Consider the following 19,664-nt stretch of genomic DNA (forward strand, 5'->3'; position numbering starts at 1 on the left):
GGGGCGGAAGGCCCTAAGGGCCTTACCCCCGGCCTGGCGGCCGGGGCGCCGCTGACGCGGCGTCAGCCGGGGGTGCCGCCTACGGCGTCACCGTGCGTGGTGTGGCCTCGGCTGCGCCTCGGCGGGCGGCGGGTGGTTGGGGGAATTCGCCGATGGCGAATTCGTGGGGCGCGGCACGCGCCATTGGGGCGAGCGTCCGGCGTCGCTGCGCTCCGCCAATTCCGGGGCAATGCGCCGGGCCTACGGCCTGTCAATCGGTCGGCTTTCCCGGTCAGTTGGCTGGTGTTTTTCACGGCCCTACGGGCCGGTTTACTGGCTGGGTTTCCCGGGCTGCGCCCGGGGGTGAGCGTTGACGATGTGACGCGAAATTCGGGTAGCGGCCCCTTCCCTCGATCGGGAGGGGGTGTCGGCCCGGGCCTGCGGCGCCGGGCGTTGACGATGTGTCGCGGACTTCGGGTACTAGCCACAACCCCACCCCCCGGTCCGCTCCCCCGGTCCCGGCCGATGGCCGGGACAGCCTTGCGGTTGCTGGGCTGTTGGCCCATCCGCCGCCCTCGGAGCGGGGCCTGCGGCCCTCGGGTGCCAACCCCGGGCCCCCCGTCCGGCCCGGTCCTCCCCTGCCCCGTGGCGGGCTCTCACGAGCGCCCCGAACAGCGGCCCCTGACGGCACCTCAACCGCAGATACCGGACCGGCATCCGAAGCGCATCAGGCGGCGTTTCCCGGAACGCCGAACGGCTCTATCCTACCGGCTTTCGAACGGCTCCGAGACGTGAACAGCCAGACTCGCGTCAACCGTCCATCCCGGCACTATCCGATGACATCAGAGACGGAAATGCGAATTCCTTTCCGGATTCCTTTCGTAACGCAACCCGAAATCCCCAAGCGGTGCAGCGGGAAGAAATCCAATTCAGGCACGCGGGAAAGGGGCCTACGGCCCTCGCCACCGACACCACGACCGCCAACCCAGACCGCCCGAAAAACAGCGCGCGCCGTCAGCCCGGCAATTCCCGGAGCAGCACCACCAAACCGAACACTGGGCAGGACGGCGGCCAAGACGCGGCGGCCGGACGGCCGAGCCGGGCGCAGCGGGGCGGCCGGGACGGCGGCCAGGACGCAGCACCGGGCGGCGCGGGCAGGTGTCGAGGCCGGCGGACCGGCGCGGCGGGTGCAACACGGCACCGCAACGCGCCCCGCCCCGGGCCCTCCCAGCCACATAACACCTGGTCAGACCCGCAACACGGCCCCGTGTTGCACCCGGGCGCAACACCGCGTTGCACCCCCGCGTTACACCCCCGCCAGACCGCCAAGCACCACCACCAGCACCAGGCCGTCGAGCAGGCCGGCCTTCCCGACCGCCACCACCCAGCAGCAGCCGCCACCCCGCCCCGGCACCCTGTCGCACCCACCTGTCGCGCCCAGACCACACACAGGGCATCAGGGGTATCCGCCCACGTCACACCACACGACACCACCCCAACGCGACAAGCAACGCGACAGCAGGCGCGACAACCCGCCCACTACTCCCGAACCGCCACCAGAGCGGCCTCCACAGCGGCCTGACGGCCACCCAGCCGTCCAGCCGGAACGGCGGCACCCAGCAGCACCCAGACCGACCAGGACGACGGGACGGCGCGGCCGAGCCGGGCGCAGCGGGACGGCCTGGCGGCCGACCAGGACGACGGCCGGGCCCAGCAGCGAGCAGCAGCGCCGGACGGCGGACCGGGCCCCCACCAGCGGGCAGCAGGCGGGCACCGGGCAGGCGGGGGAGCCACCGAGGCCGGCGGCCCGCACAGCGGCCACCGAGAAGCACGCAACCCGACCCCGCCAAACCGAACACCAACCCCCGCCACCACCACACCACCGCAATTCCAACCCGAATCCACACCACCACCCGGCAGCTAATCCACCAAAACAACCACACGGAATTACCAGCGGAATTCACCCCCGAAAACAACCCACACCACCCCGCCCACCCCCCGACCAGCCCCACCCCACCCCCGACCCCACCCCACCACCACACACAGTCACCAAACTCGGACCACAGCCACCCCGGCCCACGCCGCCAACAGGTCCAACCAAAGGTCCAGACAATATGGCATGAGAGGCCATTCCACGCCCACCACAACCAACAGGTCACACCCGCCCTTCGCCGGGTAGAGCTTCGCGTGCAGCACACGGTCCTCCCATCACGGGTCATCCGGAGCGGAGACCAGCGCGGCCACCAGCTCGCGCTTGGTCTGGGCCGGCAGCACCAGCGGCCCCAAGTCCCTTGCGACGCGGGCCTGTACGCAGTCGGGGCACTCCAGCCGGTCCGGCCGGGCCCTCTCCCGCAGCTCCAGCTTCGAGCCCTCCTTCCCCCCGATCGACCCCCGGCACGTCCAGCACAGGCACAGCAAGCGAGAGGTGCAGCACTCGTTGGAGTGAACGGTGTCCGTTCTTCTATCTGCCGGATTCTCAACGGACTTGACTGCCTGACGGCGGGTCTCTGCGGTGAGGGTGGGTTTGATGGATGCGGCGAGGGTGGAGGCGTTCTTCGTCACGGTCGCTGGCGAGGTGGTCCAGCAGTGCCTGGGGCGGGCGGCCGGACAGGTGCGGTTCGAGGAGTTAAGGCCGGTTTCGGCGTTCCCAGTGGTGCCGGGGCGCAGCTGGGGTCCGGGGTGGTGGTGGTCTTCGACGACGGGGCGGTTGGTGGCGCACGGGTCGATGGCGATGCGGATGCAGTTGATGCTGTAGGACCGTGAGCGTTCGGTGACCGGTCTGGCGGGGCGGCCGGTGCGGCTGCTGTGGCGTGAGGAGGACGGAGTGGTGCGTTCCTGGGTGCCGCAGCTGTTCGCCCGCTACGCGGACGGCGGGGCGCTGCTGGCCGACTGTCCTGCCGTTGCGGGCGTGGGCGGGCCGGCGGCGCAGCGGGCGGCGCGGGTGCTGGCGCAGGTGTGTGAGGGGGTGGGGTGGGTGTACCGGCGGTTGGAGCCGCCGTCGCCGGTGGTGGCGGCGAATGTGCGGTGGCTGGCCGGGTACCGGCACCCCCGGTTCGGTGCTGACGGGGTCCTGCGTGAGGCGGTGCTGACGGCGTTCGCCGAGCCGCGGCCGCTTGCGGATGGGGTCGCGGCGGTGGGGGTGCCGTTGCGGGCGGGGCCGATGGTCTTCCATCTGCTGTGGTCCGGTGCTCTGTCCGCGGGGTTGGCGGAGAGGCCGTTGGACGCCGGGACCGTGGTGGGCCGGGGGGTGGCTGCGTGAGCGGCGGGTCGGGTCGGCGGGTGCTGGCGGTGGGTGCGCACATCGTCTTCGACGGGCGCGGGTGGCAGGTGGTCGGGGTGGAGGGGCAGCTGGTGCGGCTGGCCGGCGAGCGCGGGGAGGTCGCGACCGTGCTGGCCGGGCACCTGGTGGCGGCGCCGGACTTCGCGGTGACCGGCGCGCGGCCGCAGGTGGGGGTGCCGCAGTGGGGGCTGTTCCAGACGGTGCCGGTGCGCGAGCAGGAGAAGGCCCTGGCCTGGCAGCGCCACATCCAGGAAGTGGAGTACGGACTCGCCGGCGGGGAGGGAGCGGCGGGGGTGCCGCGGCCGCAGTACGACCCGGAACTGCACACGCTCGCCGAGCGGGAGCAGGCCAAGGCCGCGGAGCTCACCGCCCTGGGGTGGGAACACGTCGCTGTCAGCACCGTGCAGCGGATGCGGCTGAACTACCGGCGCCAGGGCCTGTGGGGGCTGGTCGACCACCGCACCACCAAGCCCGCCAGCCGCACCGGGCGCGCCGACGAGAAAGTCGTCGCCGCGGTGCTGGAGGCGCTGCGGCGCCAGCGCGGCCGCTCCAAGGGCACGGTGAAGGGGCTGATGCAGCTCACTCGCCAGGTGCTGGACGAGCGGTACGGAGTGGGGGTGGTGAAGCTGCCGGCGCAGGCGACGTTCTACCGGCTGGTGAAGGCACTGGCCGATCCCGCCGAACTGCCCGGCCGGCCGGCGCGCACCGCCACCGCCTCACCGGGGCGGCCGTTCACGCCGGCGGTGGCGCTGCGGCCGGGCGAGCAGGTCATGCTCGACTCCACCCGCCTGGATGTCGTGGCCGTTTTCGCTGACGGCACCACCGGCCGCCCGGAGCTGACCATCGCGCTGGACGTCGCCACCCGCTCCATCCTGGCCGCCGTCCTGCGCCCGGCGAGCACCAAGGCCGTCGACGCGGCGCTGCTGCTCGCCGAGATGGCCGTCCCGCACTCCCTGCGCTCGGGCTGGCCAGACGCCCTGGCCATGTCCCGCGCGCCCGTGCCGTACGAGGACCTCCTGGACGCGGACAGGCGCCTGCAGGCCGCCGCGGGCCGCCCGGTCGTGGTGCCGGAGACCGTGGTCGTCGACCGCGGCCGGATCTTCCTCTCCGCGGCGTTCCTGGCCGCCTGCGAGAGCCTGGGCATCAGCGTGCAGCCCACCCCGCCCCGGCGCCCCACCGCCAAGGGCCACGTCGAGCGCGCCTTCGGGTCCATCAACACCCTGTTTGGCCAGCACGTCGCCGGCCACACCGGCTCCAACGTCCTGCGCCGCGGCTCCGACAGCCAGCGCGAGGCCGTGTGGAGCGTCGCCCAGCTGCAAGACCTCCTCGACCAGTGGATCACCGCCGTGTTTACCGACCGCAGGAGCGCGCAAACCGGCTCTGAACTGCGACGATTCATAGACTACATGTCCGGGACGGGGAGTTGGGGTCGTTGTCGTAGTGAAGTTCCCCCTTGATCTTGGACAGCGGGTTTCTACGCTGCGGGGGTGAAGTCGCGCTGCAGACTGACCCGGGTTTCGAGTGGGGTGAGGTACCCGAGTTCGGGGTGCCTGCGGAGCCGGGTGCGGTTGTATTCGACTTCGATGAAGCGGAAGATGTCGGCTCGGGCCTGGGCTCGGGTGGCCCACGCTGTGGTGCCGATTTCGGCCTTGAACAGGGCGAACCAGCTCTCCGCTGCGGCGTTATCGTAACAGGATCCGACCCGGCCCATCGACTGTCGCATGCCCAACTCGGTTATGGCCGAGCGGAATTCACTGCTGGTGTATTCGCTGCCGCGGTCGGTGTGCATGATGCAGCCCGCCTCCAGTTGTCCGCGTCCGGCCGCCAGCCGCAGCGCGGCGACTGGGAGCTCGGCCCGATGGTGGTCCGCCAGCGCCCAACCGACCACCTCCCGCGTTGCGAGGTCGATGCAGGTCGCCAGGTACAACTTCCCTTCCTCGGTGATCAGTTCGGTCATGTCGCCGACCAGCCGCGTCCCTGGTCTGGGTGAGGTGAAGTCCCGGCCGATCAGGTCGGCCGGGAACACGGCTCGCTTCGCCTGCCGGGTCAGGCCCCGGCGTCGGCGGCGGGTGATGCCCGTGATGCCGTGCGCACGCATCAGCCGCTCGACTCGTTTGCGGTTGACCGCACGGCCAACCCGCGCCAGGGCCGCGTGGACTCGGGGAACGCCGTAGGCACCGCGCGAGCCGGCATGCAGGACCCGGATCTCACCCACCAGCTTCTCCTCGGCTCGCTGCCGTGCCCGCCGGGCCGGGGCGGCCGCGACGTGCGCGTAGTAGGTGGAGCGCGGCAGGCCCAGGACGCGGCACAGCAGTGCCACGCTGAAGCCGCCGGAGTTGGTGTCGGTGGCCTTCTCCGCGTCGATGAAGGCGCACAGGGCGCCTACTTCAGCGTGTCCTGCGCGAAGAAGGCCGCGGTGATCTCATGGGACGGCCCGTCCACCGGGACGGTGGACGGGCCGTCCCATGAGTGCCCAGTCTTCCAACCGTCGCACTCAGTCGAGCGCGGCGAACATGCCGGGCTCGTAAGAGCCCCCCTGGTTGTGCAGGATCACGCTCATCCGGTTGGCCGCGTTGATCATGGCGACCAGGCACACCAGCGCACCGACCTGGTCGTCGTCGTAGTGCTTGCGTACCTCGGCCCAGGTCTCGTCGGACACGCCCTGGTCGGCGTCGGCGAGCCGGGTGCCCTCCTCGGTGAGCGCTAGAGCGGCACGCTCGGCCTCGGTGAACACGGTGGTGTGGCGCCAGGCGGCGACCAGGTTGAGCCTCAGCGGCGTTTCCCCGGCGGCCGCGGCCTCCTTCGTGTGGATGTCGACACAGAAGCCGCAGCCGTTGATCTGGCTGGCGCGCAACTCCACCAGTTCCTGCACGGTCTTCGGCAGCGTCGACTCCCGGAGCGCCAACGAGGCGTTGTAGAACCGCTTGGCGACCTTCGCGGCGGTCGGGCTGTCGAACAGGTTGAATCGGGGTTCCATCGGTCGGTCCTCACTCGTGGTGTCGTGTGCAGCCGCACGGGACGGACACAAGATGCCGATAGCCCGGTCCTTGTGACGACGCGGCGATGTGACGTGCACCACTGGCTGCGGGTGTCACAAAGCGGTGGGGACCGGCGTCTCGTGTGCGGTACATCCGAGAACGGAAGGGCAGGAGCCGGCATTGAGTGAGCACACCACGGACGCCCCCGAGCCGCTCCCTCCGGGCGGCCGCATGGACTCTGCCACCGAGACGTTCATCGCCCACCGCAACCTGCTCTTCACCGTCGCCTACGAGATGCTCGGCTCGGCCGCCGACGCGGAGGACGTCCTGCAGGAGGCCTGGCTGCGGTGGGTGGGCGTCGACCTCGACACTGTGCGGGACCAGCGTGCCTACCTGGTCCGGATCACCACCCGCCAGGCGCTGAGCCGGCTGCGTACGCTGGGGCGCCGCAGGGAGTCCTACGTCGGCCCCTGGCTGCCCGAGCCGCTGCTGACCGCGCCCGACGTGGCCGAGGACGTCGAGCTGGCCGACAGCGTCTCGATGGCGATGCTGCTGGTGCTGGAGACGCTCGCGCCGACCGAGCGGGCGGTGTTCGTGCTGCGCGAGGTGTTCGACCTCGAGTACGACGAGATCGCCAAAGCCGTCGACAAGAGTCCGGCCGCGGTCCGCCAGATCGCCCACCGGGCACGAGCTCACGTCGCCGCGCGCCGGCCGCGCGGGATCGTTTCCGTTTCCGAGACCCGCCGCGCGCTCGAGGCGTTCCAACAGGCGATCGAAACGGGCGATCTGCAGAACCTGCTCGGCATCCTCGCGCCGGACGTTGTCCTCTTGGGTGACGGCGGCGGAGTCGTACGGGCCGCGCTGACGCCCGTCGTGGGGGCCGAGCCGGTGGCTCACGTGTTGGGCAGGATCGCTGCCGCGGTGTCGCTGCGGCCGGCATCCGTCAACGGCTGCCCGGCGCTGGTTGTCCGCCTCGACGGCGAGCTCGACACTGTCATGGCGCTGCGCATCGACGACGGTCTCATCACCGGGCTCTACGCGGTGCGCAACCCCGAGAAGTTGTCGCGTATGGATCGGGAGACCGCCCTGCGACGCTGAGTCTTGGGCGCCATGGCATCATCACCCAGCTAACGACCGGACCGAGGGAGGAGACCACATGGAGATTACGCTCGCAGACCGCTTGGCCATCGCAGAGCTGATCTCGTCACATGGGCACGTGGTCGATGATGGTGACCTGGACGGACTGGAGAAGCTGTTCACCTCCGACGTCATCTACGACCTGACCGACTTCGGTCAGGGCCGACTCGCCGGGGTGGTGGCCGTCAGGGAAGCCGCGCTGGCACTGGGCGACGCCAATCCTGTCGCGCACCACGTCACCAATATCGTCATCGCCCCTCCTCAGGACGACCAAGTGTCCGTCCGATCCAAGGGGCTGGGCATCAAAGCAGATGGGACGTGCGGATCCGTGACCTACGACGACACTGTGGTGCGCACAGGCGACGGCTGGCGGATCTGCTATCGCAAGGTGTCACCTCGACGCGTTCCCTTGAATGGCGTGACGCGACTGGGGTGACGCGGTAGCGATGCGAGCCATGAATTGCTGAGCCTGGCCTCGCCCACTTCGATTGATCCCTGTCCCAGTGTCCGAAAACACCTACTCATGTTGTCGGTCCGATTCTGCAATGCGGGCTTCGAGGTCGGCGACGCGTCGGTCTTGGAAGCGGAGGTTGGAGCGGGCGGCCTTGAGCCGCTCGTCGAGGGTGCGGTTGTCGACGGTGAGGTGGCGGACGCGCTGTTTGAGTGTGGTGTTCTCGGTGGTGATCCGTTGGATGGCTTCCTCGGTCCATTCGGCCTGCAAGTCGCGGATCTGGCCGAGGAGTTCGCCGATGCGGGTGCGCTGGGTGAGGATCTCGGCCTGGGCGGTCTTGAGACCTTCCTCAGCGTTGAGGGCACGTTCGCGCCAGGTCGCCTCGCGCTCGTCGTCCTGCTCGGCAAGAACCTGGGTCCGGCGTTCGCCAGCCTCGGCCATTGCCGCGGCGACCGCTGCTCGGGCCTCGACGTTGTCATAGAGGAAGGTCCGCGAGACATCCGCCCGGCGGGCGACGGCGGCGACGCTGATCTGGGCCTTCTCGCGTCGGAGCTTGCCGATGGCCTGGTGGACCCGCTCCAGTGCGGTCTCGGTCTTGCGGCGGCGGGCGACCAGGGCCGCCGCGGTGCGGGGCTCGGGAATGGTGGTGGTGCTCATGGAACTTCCTGTTCAGGGTCGTTGTTCGCGGCTGTGCAGGTATCGCTGTACTCGTCCTGTTCGTCGTTGCCCGCGTCGGCGAGGTCGGCGGCGCGGAAGGCGGTGGACCAGATCCGGTGGAAGTAGTCCTGTGGTTTGCGCAGGTCCAGGGCGAGGGCGTCGTGAAGGAAGCCGAGTCCCGCGAGGGCTTTCTCCAGGCCGTCGATGGCGCGGGCAGTGGGCTCGAAGTAGCGGTGGAGGTAGTCAGCGGTGGCGTCGTCGGGGGCGCCTTCGGCCAGCAGCCGCCACTGCTCGCGCTTGCGCCGCCAGTAGAGCAGGTCGGCGCCGGAGAGCACGAACTTGTCGCAGTTGTGGCAGTCGAGGTTCCAGGGGCAGGCCGCGCCGTCGACGACGGGCTGGAAGGTGCAGAAGCCGCCCTCGGCCGGGGTGCTGCGGCGAGAAAGGTCGACGGCGATGGCCTGGGCCTGCTCGCGGGTGAGCGAGGTCGTCGGCTCGGTAAGGAGTTCGCCGGGGTTGGCGCTCCCGGGGCCGGCGACCCAGACGTGCTGGAGGACGTCCTCCAGGTCGGACTGGGTCAGGTGGATGTAGCGCTCGGCCATCCTCTCGGAGACGTGGCCGAGGTAGCGGCGGACGTGGGTCAGGCTGGCCCCGGCCCGCAGCAGGCTGGTCGCCAGCGAGTGCCGGGCCTGGTGAGGGACCCAGCGGCCGATGTCGAGCTCGTCGATCCAGAGCTTGAAGCCCTTGTGGAACCACTTGTAGGACAGCGGCTGGCGCCCGTCGCGGTTCCGGATGTTCGTGGGGAACAGCGCCATCTGGGCACGTTCCTCGACGGTGGGTGGCCGGTTGTTGCGGGTCTCGAACAGGGTCAGGGTCTTGCGCTGGCGTGCTTCCAGGAGTTGGTGGACCCGCTCGGGGATCCGCAGGGCCTGATCGTAGTTGCCGACCTTGGTCTGGTCGTGCCAGAGCATCGGCAGTCCGCCGTAGCGGCCGAGGCACTCCAGACGGAGCTTGAGGACCTCGCCGCAGCGGCGGCCGGTGACGATGATCGTCTCCCAGGCGTCCCGCAGGCCGCGGTCGAACGGGTCGTAAGACTCGGCGAGCCTGCGCAGGTTGGTCTCGTCGGCGAGCGCGCGAGCGACACCGTCGGCGAACGGCGACCGAGAGTGGCTGACCATCCGCCCTGGGGCAGGCATGGCGGCGATGAAGGCCCGGTCCAGGCCGAGGCGTTGGGCCTCTCCCGACTCCAGGGCCCCACGCAGGAGCCGCCGGGTGCGGTGGAAGACGCGCTGTCGGGTGTTGGCGGTCACGATCGACGGCTTGCCGTAGACGCCTCTGGCCGCCAGCGAGACGAGACCGTCCCGCTCGCGCTGCCGCTGGTCGGCGACGAACTGGTGCATGTGCTCGGCCGTCAGCACCTGCGGGTCGTGGCCGCCGGCGGGAGCATGGAGTTCCAGGAAAGTGCTCAGCTCCAGACCAGCGCGGCGCATGTCGTCGAAGGTGCCCCCACTGCGCGGGCAGCTGGGAGAACGCAGGATCGCGACCAAGTGGTCCCAGATCAGATCGCGCAGCCACCGCTGGGAGATGCCGGTGAGGTCCATCTGGACCGAGCGGCCGGTGAGCTTCCGCCCGGAGTGCTCGGTGAGGATGTATCCGAGCTCGCGCGTCTCGGCCGGCGTCACGTAGAGGGGGTGCAGCCAGCCGGTCACGGCCCGCACGATGTGGACCGCCTCACGGCTGACCGCGTTCTGCAGAAGCCGTTCCTCTTCGGGGCCTGCGTCTGTCAGCGACCGGAGACCGTGCTCGCGGGCGAAGTTCGCCAGGCCCTGCCAGGTGACCAGTTCCCAGCGGCCGTGTGCCTTCTGGGTGTGGGCGAACAGGCCCCACTTGATCTCGGCCCGCAGCAGCGGATGAAGCCCCCGGAGGTTGACCTGCGCGGGCCGGAGCACCGCCGGGGCACTCGCGCACCAGCGCTCGAAGGCGTGTTCGTCATCGTAGCTGGCCGGCGCGGCCAGGCCGCGCCGGCCGTAGCGGTTGCCCCACTGAGAGGGCAAGGTCGCTCCCCCTGGCCTGCCCTGTCGGCGGTAGCGGCGGTCGTGGCGGAAGCACAGACCGAGCGGGGAATCCGCCAGTTCCGGGCAGACCTGGACCCGGCAACTGCCGAAGCCGGGCAGCGAGTTCTGATCGAGGAGCCAGGCGTCGAAGTCAGCGTCGTCACCGTGCCGGTCGCGATGGTGATACCAGCGGTACTCGTGGTAGTGGCAGAGCTCCAGCGTGAGGTGACGGGCGGGCCGCCCAGGGCAAATCCGGCACGACCGTTGCTCGACCCCCTCACCGGGACCGACGGGCGGCGCGGCGCGGAAGAACTCGGCTCGCGTTCCTCCACGGTCGCGGTGCTCGCGCCAGAGCATCTCGTGGGCCGAGCACAGGTCGCCGTGCCCCATCGTGGACCTCTCGCAGTCCGCGGCCAGGCAGTTCCACCGGTAGACGGGATGGTTCGGCGGGACCTTGACGATGTCGGGGCGGAACAGCGGGTCGAACGATGGGGCACCGATCAGCGCGGTGAGGACTTCCAGCCGGTCCCGGCCGGTGCGGGTGTCCTGCTGCGGCAGCAGGGACGTCACAGTCACTTCGGCTCACCCCAGACCGTGCGCAGGGCCGCGTCGAAGGCGGGATCGTGGATGTCGACGTGGCCGTAGACCTCGTCGACCGTGGCGGCCGAGGCCCAGCCGCCGGCGTCCCGGGCGATTAGCAGGTTTCCGTCGGCGGCGTCGAGGACGGCGGAGGTGAAGGTGTGCCGGAAAGCATGGGGCTTCACGGTGCCGAGTCCGGCGCGCTTCCCTGCACGGCCGAGCATCCGCCGGGCCCCGACCGGGGCCCAGGGCCGGCCCGCGTCGGCGCCGTGCAGCTGGACCAGGAGCATGCCGTGCCGGGCACCGCTCGGGTACTCGCCGGTGAGGTAGTCGAAGTAGGTGTGCACCATCGCCGGGCTGACCCGTTTGATCAGGCCGCCGGTGATCGTGCCGTGCTCGATCCGCCAGGGGTGCTTGGTCTTCGCCTCGGCCCGGTTCAGGTTGTCCGCGCGGTGGCAGACGTGCAGGTGGGGGCTGCGGCACTCACCGCAGGCCGCGTTCTCGCGCAGGTGGAGGTCGACCAGGTGCAGCCCGCAGAGCTCGCCGATCCGAAGTCCGCCGTCGGCCAGCCAGGTCACCAGAAGCCGGTCCCGGGCCGAGTTCACCGTCTCCAGCAGCCGCTCACGGGAACCGTCCGGCAGCATCTTCGGATGCCGGCGGTGCGGCCCCTTCGGCGCGAGCGGGTTCGCGGGCATGGCCGTCTTCACGTGCCCGAGGAGCGAGCGGCGGCGGTCCACCCGGGACGGCAGCCGCGTGCCGTCGAGCTTCTCGCCGAGCTCGACGTTGACGCCGAGGGACGCCTGGTGCAGGTAGAAGCCCTTAAGGCAGGAGGCCGCCGCCGACACGGCGGACCGGCCGTAGGGGCGCTTGCCCACCCGCCACGGCTCCCCGAGCGGCATACGGACCTCGGCCCCGACCATGCCCATGTACCGCTCCAAGTCGCGCAGTTGGACCAGCTCGAAGGTCAGGCACTCACGCTCCAGCCAGCGCAGATGGTCCACCAGTAGATACGCGTAGGTCCGTTGCGTGCCCGAGCCGTCGTGCTGCCGTAGGAACCGGTCCGCCTCGGCGTGCACCGTGCCCTCGGGCCAGAGGATCGTCCAGGACCGCCGCCCGCCCTTGTGCTCGATCTGCTGGACCCTCAAATCCCTGATGACTACGTGCCGTCCCACTCGTCCTCCGTACCGACTCCGGAACATGACCGACGTCCCGGTCCCGGTCGGTAAACGAGCCCGCGACGTCCATGTCACAGGCCCAGACGGACATCACGGGCAGCACAACTCGCGGTCGGTAAAGTCGAGTGGCAGAACCGTCCCACCGAGGGACTGCGCCACCCCTCGATGCCCGCCACCGCCCTGACCCCGAACGAGATGTGGGGCGCCATGCTCGGCGCCACCGGCCACGTACCGCTCCCCCTGACCGGCGACGACTACATCGAACTGCTGCCCGTCGTATGGAAGCCCATCACCGAACGCGGCATCCGACTGAACCACCGCACCTACGACCACCCCGCGCTCACCGACTACCGCGGCCAGCCCTCCGGCACCACGGCGCAGCGGGACCGGTGGGAGGTCCACCACAACCCCCATGACGCCCGCCGGATCTGGGTCCGCCTCGGCGACGGCGCCTTCACGGCGATCCCGTGGATCCACGCCGACCACGTCCACCAGCCCTTCGGCGACCAGCTGTGGCAGCACCTCAAGGACACCGTCGCCCGGCGGCGGGGACCGCGACCGGCACGAAGCCGACCTCGCCCAGGCCCTCGACGACCTCCTGCGCCGCGCCCGCACCGGCACCACCCACCCCCGCGAACACGCTCTGATCACCCGCCACGCACCCGCCGCCCTCCCCCACGACCACACCAGCGGGCCCGGTGGGCCCGTCGGTGCCGTGGAGGACCCGGGCGGACAGACCCGAGGACGCGGGAAGACGAGGCGCCAGAAGCAGACCGCCGCCCCGGAGAACTCAGGCCCCGGGCAGCAGCCTGACGACCACGGGTCGGCTGTTCCGAGGCCGCGGCGGGCCGGCGCTGCACGGTCCGAGACGGCGGCCGGGGAAGGCGAGGCCCCCGCGGCGCTGTTCGACGCCGCCGAACCGTGGCCCACACCGATGTCACCGCCAGGAAGTCCGCACCCGCGCGGTGAGGGTGAGGAGGACGAGGACGGCCTCGACGCCGACCTCGCCTGGGACGACGAGGACGAACTGGACGATGAGGATGCAGTGGACACCAGCTTCGGCCTGTACGACGCGGCCGAGGAGGCGCAGCAGTGGTGACCCCGACCGCCGGCCAGCCCGCAGTCCAGGCCGGGACCGCGACGCCCACCACGTGGGAGGAATGGCGGCGCTTCGTCGACCGCAAACGGCCCGCACCGCCCTCACCGGACAAGCCCCGGCGCAGCGCGGCCCAACGCCTGGTCTACCACTCCCGGTTCGTCGTCGTCCGCACCCCGGCCCTGGACCAGATCACCACCAGCGTGCGAACCCTCACACTGCTCGGGCGCCACCAGGACGGCACCGCACGGCCCGGACTGATCGTCACCGGACCGCCCACCACCGGCAAGAGCACCGCCCTACAGGAAGTCGGGCGCACCTACGAACTGCACCAGCGGTCCTTGTCCCGCACTCCCATCCCCGGGCGGGCGCCAGTCGCGTACATCCTGGTGCCGCCCGGAGCGAGCGCCAAGAGCCTGGCCGCCGAGTTCGCCCGCTTCGTCGGCCTGCCGGTCGGCCCGCGCATGACCCAGGCCCTGCTCACCACGACCGTCTGCAGCATGTACACCAGCCTGGGAGTCAGCCTGGTCCTCGTGGACGAGATCCACCGCCTCAACCCCCGCACCACAGGCGGCGCCGAGGCCGCGGACTTCCTCAAAGACCTCACCGAACGGCTGCCCGCCACCTTCGTGTACGCCGGCGTCGACGTCACCGACACCCCGCTGTTCACCGGGGTGCGCGGCGCCCAGCTCGCCGGGCGCGCCTCGCTGATCGACTGCGACCCCCTGCCCGCCCGCCACGGCCACCAGACCCCGTTCCGGTCCACCGTGGCCGCGTTCGAGAACGCCCTCGACCTCACACACCACCGCCCCGGCTCCCTACGCCGACTCGCCCCCTACCTCCACCAGCGCACCGCAGGCCGGATCGGCAGCCTCTCCCGTCTCATCCGCGAAGCCGCGATCACCGCCATCGTCGACGGCACCGAGAAGATCACCAAGACCTCCCTTGAGGCGATCACCCTCGACCACCTCGCCGAAGAACACCACCGCCCCACCCACCGGGCCCGACGCCGACCGCCCGGCCCGAGGTGACCGCTCACCTGTCCCGGGCGACGACGCTGCCCGCCCCCGTGCCCACCACCCAAGACGTCCGGCCCCTGCCGGCGGAGAGCACCGCCTCCTGGCTCACCCGCCTCGCCCGGGCCCACCACCTGCCCCCGCCCTACCTCCTGGACGGCCTGAACATCACCACCTCCGGCCGACCCGGCCCGTCACCAGGAGGATCCGAGATCCACCTCGACCACACGGCACAGCACCACCTCGCCGCGTTCACCCGCGTCCCCCACCAGCACCTCGCCCACGCCCTGCCCCGCCTGGACACCCACCCCCAGGCCCCCGCGCACCCGGGCCGCACAGGCGGCCACGCAGTCTGGCGCAGGCTCAATCCCCACGAGGCGCCCACGCGAGCGTGCCCCGCCTGCACCCTGCGCCGCACCCACGGCACCACCGGCCAAGCCCTGACCTACCTGCCCGACCACGCCAGGCTCTGCCCACGCCACCGCCGCTGGGCCGCCGGCCCCCACCACAACCTGCGAACCGACGCGCTCCCCGAACTCACCCGTGCCCACGCTGGCCACCAGCGCCTACAACGCCGCACAGACGCCGCCGACGCGTGGACCTGAGCCGCCGCGATCACCACCCGCTGGCACGACCACTCCACCCACACCACCCTGACCGCCCGCTGGCGGCAACGCCGACGGCTCCTCCAGGCCACCAACCCCGGTGTGCAGCCCGTGACCGGCTCCTGGACACTCCTGGCCCGTGACGCCGTCACCTACCCTGAAACCGTCACCCTCGCCCGCACCATCGCCACCACCAGGCCGTTCCCCTCACCCCGCCACGGCCGCCTCCACCCGGCCGTCCACACCTTCCTCAACACGACCGCCCGCGCGCTCGACCTGCCCCACCTCACCCCGCTGCCTCGTGATCTCCTCACCGCCTGGACCCGCCACCACACCCACTGAAACCCCAAGGCCCGCGAGCCATCCCGACGCATACAGGGCTCTCATCCAGACTGCGGAAATCCCCACCACATCTCACGCGACCCGAAAGTTCTCAACCAAACACCAAAACATGCAGTTCAAACCACATTGATACCCAGCCAGCAACACCCTCCGGACCCGGCTTCCCGTCCCGAACCCGACCCCACCACGGCCTGATCCTTCTCAACCAACCTATGAACCCCCAGCCCGGGAACACCACGACTCAACGAATCACCGACCCGCCACACTCGTGGCAGGCCGGGACATCGCGCCGCACGCCGTCGTGTACGCCGTCCTGTTGGAACAGGTGTACGCCGTCCACCTGACCGCCCGGGCGGATCGTCCCGTGCGGTGCGGGACCGGCCGCGAGGAGTCCCTGGAGATGGACCGCGCTCGGCCGGCCGCCCGGCCGGATCGAGCCGGCGCTGCTGGGTACGGCGCGTGACGCGGTCCTGAGCGGTGGCCCCTCGCCCGAAGGCGGGCGAGGGGCCGGGGCGCAGTTGCCCGACTACGTCGCCGGCTCGGCCGTGGCCGTCGCCGCACGCCAGGCGGCGATGATGCCGGCCGCCTTGGTCTCGAAGTCCGGGTCGCGCCAGGCGCCCGGCATGCCGATCACCGCAGGAAGCTTGAAGTCGCCGTGCTCCCGGTGGGTGACCCGCACGACGTCCCCGGAATCGGGGCGGTTGCGGTTCTTGCCGACTTCGACGTTGGTGATGTCCGCCCAGGCGAACCTCTTGCGGGAGCCCAGCGCCCCGGTCCACCAGATCTCGCGCTCGTCGAAGCTCACGCTGCTGAAGGCGCCCCTCACCTGGAGGAGTCCACCGGTGATCAGGAGAGCGCCGAACGCCATGACGACGACGGCACGGCCCTCTGTCGGGACAGACGAACCGCGGTGGAGAAGGTAGGCACCACCGGCCAGGAAGAGCGTCGAGAAGATCCACTGACGGCGTATCTGTGCCGGATGGAGACGGTGAGTCACGTGTTTCACCAGCGGATCTTGGCAGGTCGGGCGCATCTGAGGAAGCGTCACCTTCACGGCCCCCTGCCGTGGCCGAGGAGGCGGCCTCGGCACGGACGAAAACCGCGAAGGCGTGCCGGCCCGTCGCCCACCTCGGCGGCACCGGCGAGGAGCGGCACCGCCTGAGGTGAGCCCTCTTGAACACCCCGGGCAGCCGTCCCCTACGGTGTCCGTGATCACCGCGCACGGACAGCCGGCGCGGTGCGTCAGACCGGGGGATCGACCATGCACTTCAGCCTGCTCGGCCCGCTCCTCGTCCGTATCGGTGACCGGGAGCGGGCGGTCGGCGGCGCCAAGGTCCGCACGCTGCTCGCCGTGCTCCTGCTGGAGCCCGGCCGGCCCGTCCCGATGGACCGGCTCAGGACCGCCCTGTGGGGAGACGACCCGCCGGCCTCCGCGAACGCCTCGCTGCACAACATGCTGGCCCGCCTGCGCGCGCAGCTGGGCGACGAGCACGGCGAACGCCTGCGCTCCACCCCGCTCGGCTACCTCCTGGAGGTCGCCGGGGGCGAGTTGGACGTCCAGGCTTTCGGCCTCGGTGTCCGGCGGGCCCGCGAGGCGCTGTTGCGGGGGGACTGGGACGCCGTACGGGAGGAGTCTGCGGGGGCCCTCGCCCTGTGGCGCGGCGTGCCGCTGGCCGAGTTCCCGGACCTCCCCGAGGCGCAGATTCCGCGCCGCCGGTGGCAGGAGGCCCGTCTGGAGGCCTTGGAGTGGCGCATCGAGGCGGAGCTGCGCCTCGGTCACGTCCGGGGGCTGGTGCCCGAACTGACCGGGCTGACGGACGAGCACCCGCTGCACGAAGCCTTCCACGCCCAGCTGATGCTCGCCCTGCACCGTCTCGGGCAGCGCTCCGAGGCCCTCGCCGTCCACCAGCGGCTGCGCCGCGCCTTGGTCGAGGAGCTCGGCATCGAGCCCGGGCTCGCCGTCCGGAAGGCCCATGAGCAGGTCCTGCGTGACGAGGACGAGTACGGGGAACGCGCGGGCCGTGAGGGCCGTGAGGGCCGTGAGGGCCGTGAGAGCCGTGAGAGCCGTGAGGGCCGCGAGGGCCGTGAGGGCCGCGGCGAACGCAACGGGCGTGAGGAACCCGGCGTCCCCGGGCGGCCCGCGAGGACCATCCGTCCGCAGGCCCAACTCCCCGCCGCCCTGGCTGACTTCACCGGCAGGGAAGGCGACCTGCGAGCCCTGACCGAGCTCCTCACGGCCGAGCCCGCCGGCGCCCTCCCCCGGGTCGCGGTCGTCTCCGGCATGGGCGGCATCGGCAAGACCGCCCTGGCCGTCCAGGCCGCCCACGCCGTCCGGCACCCTACCCCGACGGCCAGCTCCACGCCGATCTGCGCGGCTTCGGCGCCGCCCCCGCCCGCGACCCGCACGAGTTGCTCGCCGTCCTCCTCGCCGCCCTGGACGACCTCCCCGAGCGCCCCGACCGCCGTTCGGGTCCCGGCGCCGCGGCGAGGCCCCTGCCCGAGGACACCGACGACCGGGCCGCCCTGCTGCGCACCGCCCTCGCCGACCGCCGCGTCCTGCTGGTGCTGGACAGCGCCCGCGACGCCGCCCAGGTGGAGCCCCTGCTGCCGGGCGGCTGCCGCAGCGCCGTGATCGTCACCTCGCGCAACGCCCTCCCCGACCTCCCCGCGGGCGCCCGGCTCTGCCTGGCCCCGTTCGACGTCGAGGAGCAGCGCGCCCTGCTCTCCCGGCTCTGCGGGCCCGAGCGCATCCGGCAGGACCCATACGGTGCGCTGCGCCTGCTGGCCGCCTGCGCGGGCCTGCCCCTGGCCCTGCGCATCGTCGGCGCCCGGCTCTCCTCCCGTCCGGCCTGGAGCCCGGGCACCCTGGCCGCGCGCCTGGACGACAGCCGGGGGCGGCTGCGCGCCCTGTCGGCGGGGCGGCTGGCCGTCGAGACGACCTTCGCCGCCAGCTACCTCGCCATCCGCGACAGCGAGGACCCGTTGGAGCGCGAGGCCGCCCGGGCCTTCCGGCTGCTGGGCCTGTGGGCGGGCCACACGCTGGGGGTCGACGCCTCGGCCGCCCTGCTGGACCGGCCTCGGGAGCACACCGCCGACCTGCTCAAACTGCTGGCGGACGTCCACCTGGTGCAGACACCGGAGCCATGGCGCTACCGCTTCCACGACCTGCTCGGGGAGTTCGCCGCCCAGCGCGCCCTGGCGGAGGAGCCCGCCGGGGCCCGCGAGGAGGCCGCGCTGCGGCTGGGCGTCTGGTACGCGCTCGCGCTGGAGGCCGCCGGCACGGCCATCGACGCGGCGGGCGCGCCGCGCCTGGCCGAGCCTCCCGCCGCACCGGTGCCCGCCTTCACCGACCCCCAGCACGCCCTGGACTGGTGCCGACGGGAACTGCCCGTCGTCAAGGAGGCGATCCGCCGTGCCGCGGACTCCTCCCGTCCGGATCTCAGCTGGCGGCTCGCGATCTGGCTCACGGGGTACGCGAACACCTTCTGGTGGACGGGCGAGTGGGACACCTGCCTGAACCTCGCCCTGCGGTCCGCCGAGGAGCACGGGGACCGCCTCGGCCAGGCATGGACGCTGCGTCGGCTCGGCGCCTCCCACGGCATGGCCTTCCGCAACGACGAGGCGATCGAGACCACCCGGGCCGCACTCGCCGTCCTCGACGGCGGACATGACGACGACGTCTGCCGGGCCACCGTCCTGGCGAACCTGTCCATGGCCCTGGGCCGGCGGGGCGAGGGCGGCCGGGCCCTGGTGTACGCCCAGGAGGCCTGGGCCCTCCAGCAGGCGACGGGAGCGGAGGAGGGTGCGATCAGGGTGCGGGCGGTCCTGGCCGCGGCGTACCTGCACAACGAGGACTTCGAGGCCGCCCACACCCACTTCCGCCGGGTCCTCGAAGCCTGCCGGGCCCGCGGCAACCTGACGCACGTCGCCGCGACGCTCGCCAGCATCGGCGACTGCCTGATCGGACTGGGCCGGCAGGAGGACGCCTTCGCCGCTCTCGACGAGTCGCTGGCGATACGCCGCGGTCTGGGGGACATGAGCGGCATCGCCGACTGCCTGATCATCACCGGCCGGGCCCATGCCCACGTCGGCCGGCTCCCGCAGGCCCGTGCCTGCTTCGAGCAGGCGGCCGGGATCAGCCGGGACCACTCCATCCCCGCCCTGCTCCGGCAGAGCCTCGACGGCCTCGAACAGCTCCGGAACGTGCGGCGCTGAACGTGGGGGGGGGGGGGGGGGGGGGGGGGGGGGGGGGGGGGGGGGGGGGGGCAGGAGAGGCGGAGGGCGGGAGGGGCGGGGGGGGGGAGAGCGAGGCGTGGGT

At 71.7% G+C, this 19,664-nt stretch carries 17 protein-coding genes and 2 pseudogenes; 11 read left to right on the forward strand and 8 right to left on the reverse strand.

Going from position 1 to position 19,664, the window contains the following annotated elements:
- Positions 1-2,187 precede the first annotated feature (2,187 nt).
- Positions 2,188-2,541, reverse strand: a complete 354-nt coding sequence (locus ACZ4W5_RS35555) for a hypothetical protein (protein WP_465659241.1) — start codon at positions 2,539-2,541, stop codon at positions 2,188-2,190.
- 205 nt (positions 2,542-2,746) lie between these two features.
- On the opposite strand from ACZ4W5_RS35555, the pseudogene ACZ4W5_RS35560 reads away from it, so the two are divergent.
- A pseudogene (locus tag ACZ4W5_RS35560) lies at positions 2,747-3,238 on the forward strand (TnsA-like heteromeric transposase endonuclease subunit); the annotation flags it as partial.
- Entirely contained in the window at positions 3,235-4,716 is a 1,482-nt protein-coding gene (locus ACZ4W5_RS35565; RefSeq protein ID WP_465659243.1) for a transposase family protein, read from the forward strand. The pseudogene ACZ4W5_RS35560 and the gene ACZ4W5_RS35565, both read left to right, overlap by 4 nt.
- A gap of 17 nt (positions 4,717-4,733) precedes the next feature.
- Here ACZ4W5_RS35565 and ACZ4W5_RS35570 read toward each other — a convergent pair whose 3' ends face one another.
- A complete protein-coding gene (locus ACZ4W5_RS35570) occupies positions 4,734-5,636 on the reverse strand; it encodes an IS3 family transposase (RefSeq protein ID WP_465659258.1) in 903 nt (300 codons plus the stop codon).
- 117 nt (positions 5,637-5,753) lie between these two features.
- The gene (locus ACZ4W5_RS35575) at positions 5,754-6,236 is read right to left on the reverse strand and encodes a carboxymuconolactone decarboxylase family protein (protein WP_360241729.1); all 483 of its coding nucleotides are present in this window, start codon (positions 6,234-6,236) and stop codon (positions 5,754-5,756) included.
- A 232-nt stretch (positions 6,237-6,468) separates the two neighbouring features.
- Between ACZ4W5_RS35575 and ACZ4W5_RS35580 the strand changes: the two genes are divergently transcribed.
- Entirely contained in the window at positions 6,469-7,335 is an 867-nt protein-coding gene (locus tag ACZ4W5_RS35580; RefSeq protein ID WP_465659260.1) for an RNA polymerase sigma-70 factor, read from the forward strand.
- Between the two features lie 58 nt (positions 7,336-7,393).
- Positions 7,394-7,810 (forward strand): nuclear transport factor 2 family protein, encoded by a 417-nt coding sequence (locus ACZ4W5_RS35585; RefSeq protein ID WP_360241726.1) that lies wholly within the window; start codon positions 7,394-7,396, stop codon positions 7,808-7,810.
- Positions 7,811-7,891: 81 nt separating this feature from the next.
- Here the strand turns inward: ACZ4W5_RS35585 and ACZ4W5_RS35590 are convergent, their stop codons facing one another.
- From ACZ4W5_RS35590 to ACZ4W5_RS35600, 3 genes are read right to left on the reverse strand one after another with little or no spacing between them, the layout of a single operon-like run.
- The gene (locus ACZ4W5_RS35590; RefSeq protein WP_360241723.1) at positions 7,892-8,482 is read right to left on the reverse strand and encodes a DUF6262 family protein; all 591 of its coding nucleotides are present in this window, start codon (positions 8,480-8,482) and stop codon (positions 7,892-7,894) included.
- Positions 8,479-11,109 carry a tyrosine-type recombinase/integrase gene (locus ACZ4W5_RS35595; protein ID WP_465659245.1) on the reverse strand — a complete coding sequence of 877 codons (2,631 nt, stop codon included), beginning with the start codon at positions 11,107-11,109 and terminating at the stop codon, positions 8,479-8,481. Before ACZ4W5_RS35595 ends, ACZ4W5_RS35590 begins: the two co-directional genes overlap by 4 nt.
- On the reverse strand, positions 11,106-12,284 hold the full coding sequence (locus ACZ4W5_RS35600; RefSeq protein WP_360241716.1) for a tyrosine-type recombinase/integrase: 1,179 nt from the start codon (positions 12,282-12,284) through the stop codon (positions 11,106-11,108). Before ACZ4W5_RS35600 ends, ACZ4W5_RS35595 begins: the two co-directional genes overlap by 4 nt.
- 210 nt (positions 12,285-12,494) lie before the next feature.
- Between ACZ4W5_RS35600 and ACZ4W5_RS35605 the strand changes: the two are divergent.
- Positions 12,495-12,683, forward strand: a pseudogene (locus ACZ4W5_RS35605) (hypothetical protein); the annotation flags it as partial.
- Between the two features lie 127 nt (positions 12,684-12,810).
- Here the strand turns inward: ACZ4W5_RS35605 and ACZ4W5_RS35610 are convergent.
- Complete coding sequence (locus ACZ4W5_RS35610; RefSeq protein ID WP_465659263.1) at positions 12,811-12,945, reverse strand: hypothetical protein; 135 nt, start codon at positions 12,943-12,945, stop codon at positions 12,811-12,813.
- A 276-nt stretch (positions 12,946-13,221) separates the two neighbouring features.
- On the opposite strand from ACZ4W5_RS35610, the gene ACZ4W5_RS35615 reads away from it, so the two are divergent.
- The 4 genes from ACZ4W5_RS35615 (at position 13,222) to ACZ4W5_RS35630 (ending at position 15,346) form a co-directional block, all read left to right on the forward strand.
- Positions 13,222-13,386: a hypothetical protein gene (locus ACZ4W5_RS35615; RefSeq protein WP_465659247.1), complete on the forward strand. Its 165-nt coding sequence runs from the start codon at positions 13,222-13,224 to the stop codon at positions 13,384-13,386.
- On the forward strand, positions 13,380-14,414 hold the full coding sequence (locus tag ACZ4W5_RS35620) for an AAA family ATPase (protein WP_465659249.1): 1,035 nt from the start codon (positions 13,380-13,382) through the stop codon (positions 14,412-14,414). The genes ACZ4W5_RS35615 and ACZ4W5_RS35620 overlap by 7 nt, the downstream gene beginning before the upstream one ends.
- A 38-nt stretch (positions 14,415-14,452) precedes the next feature.
- Complete coding sequence (locus ACZ4W5_RS35625; RefSeq protein ID WP_465659250.1) at positions 14,453-15,004, forward strand: TniQ family protein; 552 nt, start codon at positions 14,453-14,455, stop codon at positions 15,002-15,004.
- A 102-nt stretch (positions 15,005-15,106) separates the two neighbouring features.
- Positions 15,107-15,346 (forward strand): hypothetical protein, encoded by a 240-nt coding sequence (locus ACZ4W5_RS35630; RefSeq protein ID WP_465659252.1) that lies wholly within the window; start codon positions 15,107-15,109, stop codon positions 15,344-15,346.
- Positions 15,347-15,872: 526 nt separating this feature from the next.
- Here ACZ4W5_RS35630 and ACZ4W5_RS35635 read toward each other — a convergent pair.
- On the reverse strand, positions 15,873-16,214 hold the full coding sequence (locus ACZ4W5_RS35635) for a hypothetical protein (RefSeq protein WP_465659253.1): 342 nt from the start codon (positions 16,212-16,214) through the stop codon (positions 15,873-15,875).
- Between the two features lie 393 nt (positions 16,215-16,607).
- On the opposite strand from ACZ4W5_RS35635, the gene ACZ4W5_RS35640 reads away from it, so the two are divergent.
- Positions 16,608-17,978: an AfsR/SARP family transcriptional regulator gene (locus ACZ4W5_RS35640; RefSeq protein WP_465659254.1), complete on the forward strand. Its 1,371-nt coding sequence runs from the start codon at positions 16,608-16,610 to the stop codon at positions 17,976-17,978.
- Positions 17,979-18,946: 968 nt separating this feature from the next.
- Positions 18,947-19,561 (forward strand): tetratricopeptide repeat protein, encoded by a 615-nt coding sequence (locus tag ACZ4W5_RS35645; RefSeq protein ID WP_465659261.1) that lies wholly within the window; start codon positions 18,947-18,949, stop codon positions 19,559-19,561.
- Positions 19,562-19,664: the final 103 nt, after the last annotated feature.

It is taken from the genome of Kitasatospora sp. NPDC029367 (genome assembly GCF_055569135.1).

Bases quoted from the DNA above. Each gene is read 5' to 3' on its own strand.
- ACZ4W5_RS35575 (WP_360241729.1), bottom strand. From the start codon at position 6,236: ATGGAACCCCGATTCAACCTGTTCGACAGCCCGACCGCCGCGAAGGTC.
- ACZ4W5_RS35580 (WP_465659260.1), top strand. From the start codon at position 6,469: ATGGACTCTGCCACCGAGACGTTCATCGCCCACCGCAACCTGCTCTTC.
- ACZ4W5_RS35585 (WP_360241726.1), top strand. From the start codon at position 7,394: ATGGAGATTACGCTCGCAGACCGCTTGGCCATCGCAGAGCTGATCTCG.
- ACZ4W5_RS35590 (WP_360241723.1), bottom strand. From the start codon at position 8,482: ATGAGCACCACCACCATTCCCGAGCCCCGCACCGCGGCGGCCCTGGTC.
- ACZ4W5_RS35615 (WP_465659247.1), top strand. From the start codon at position 13,222: ATGTCACCGCCAGGAAGTCCGCACCCGCGCGGTGAGGGTGAGGAGGAC.
- ACZ4W5_RS35635 (WP_465659253.1), bottom strand. From the start codon at position 16,214: ATGGCGTTCGGCGCTCTCCTGATCACCGGTGGACTCCTCCAGGTGAGG.
- ACZ4W5_RS35640 (WP_465659254.1), top strand. From the start codon at position 16,608: ATGCACTTCAGCCTGCTCGGCCCGCTCCTCGTCCGTATCGGTGACCGG.
- ACZ4W5_RS35645 (WP_465659261.1), top strand. From the start codon at position 18,947: ATGGCCTTCCGCAACGACGAGGCGATCGAGACCACCCGGGCCGCACTC.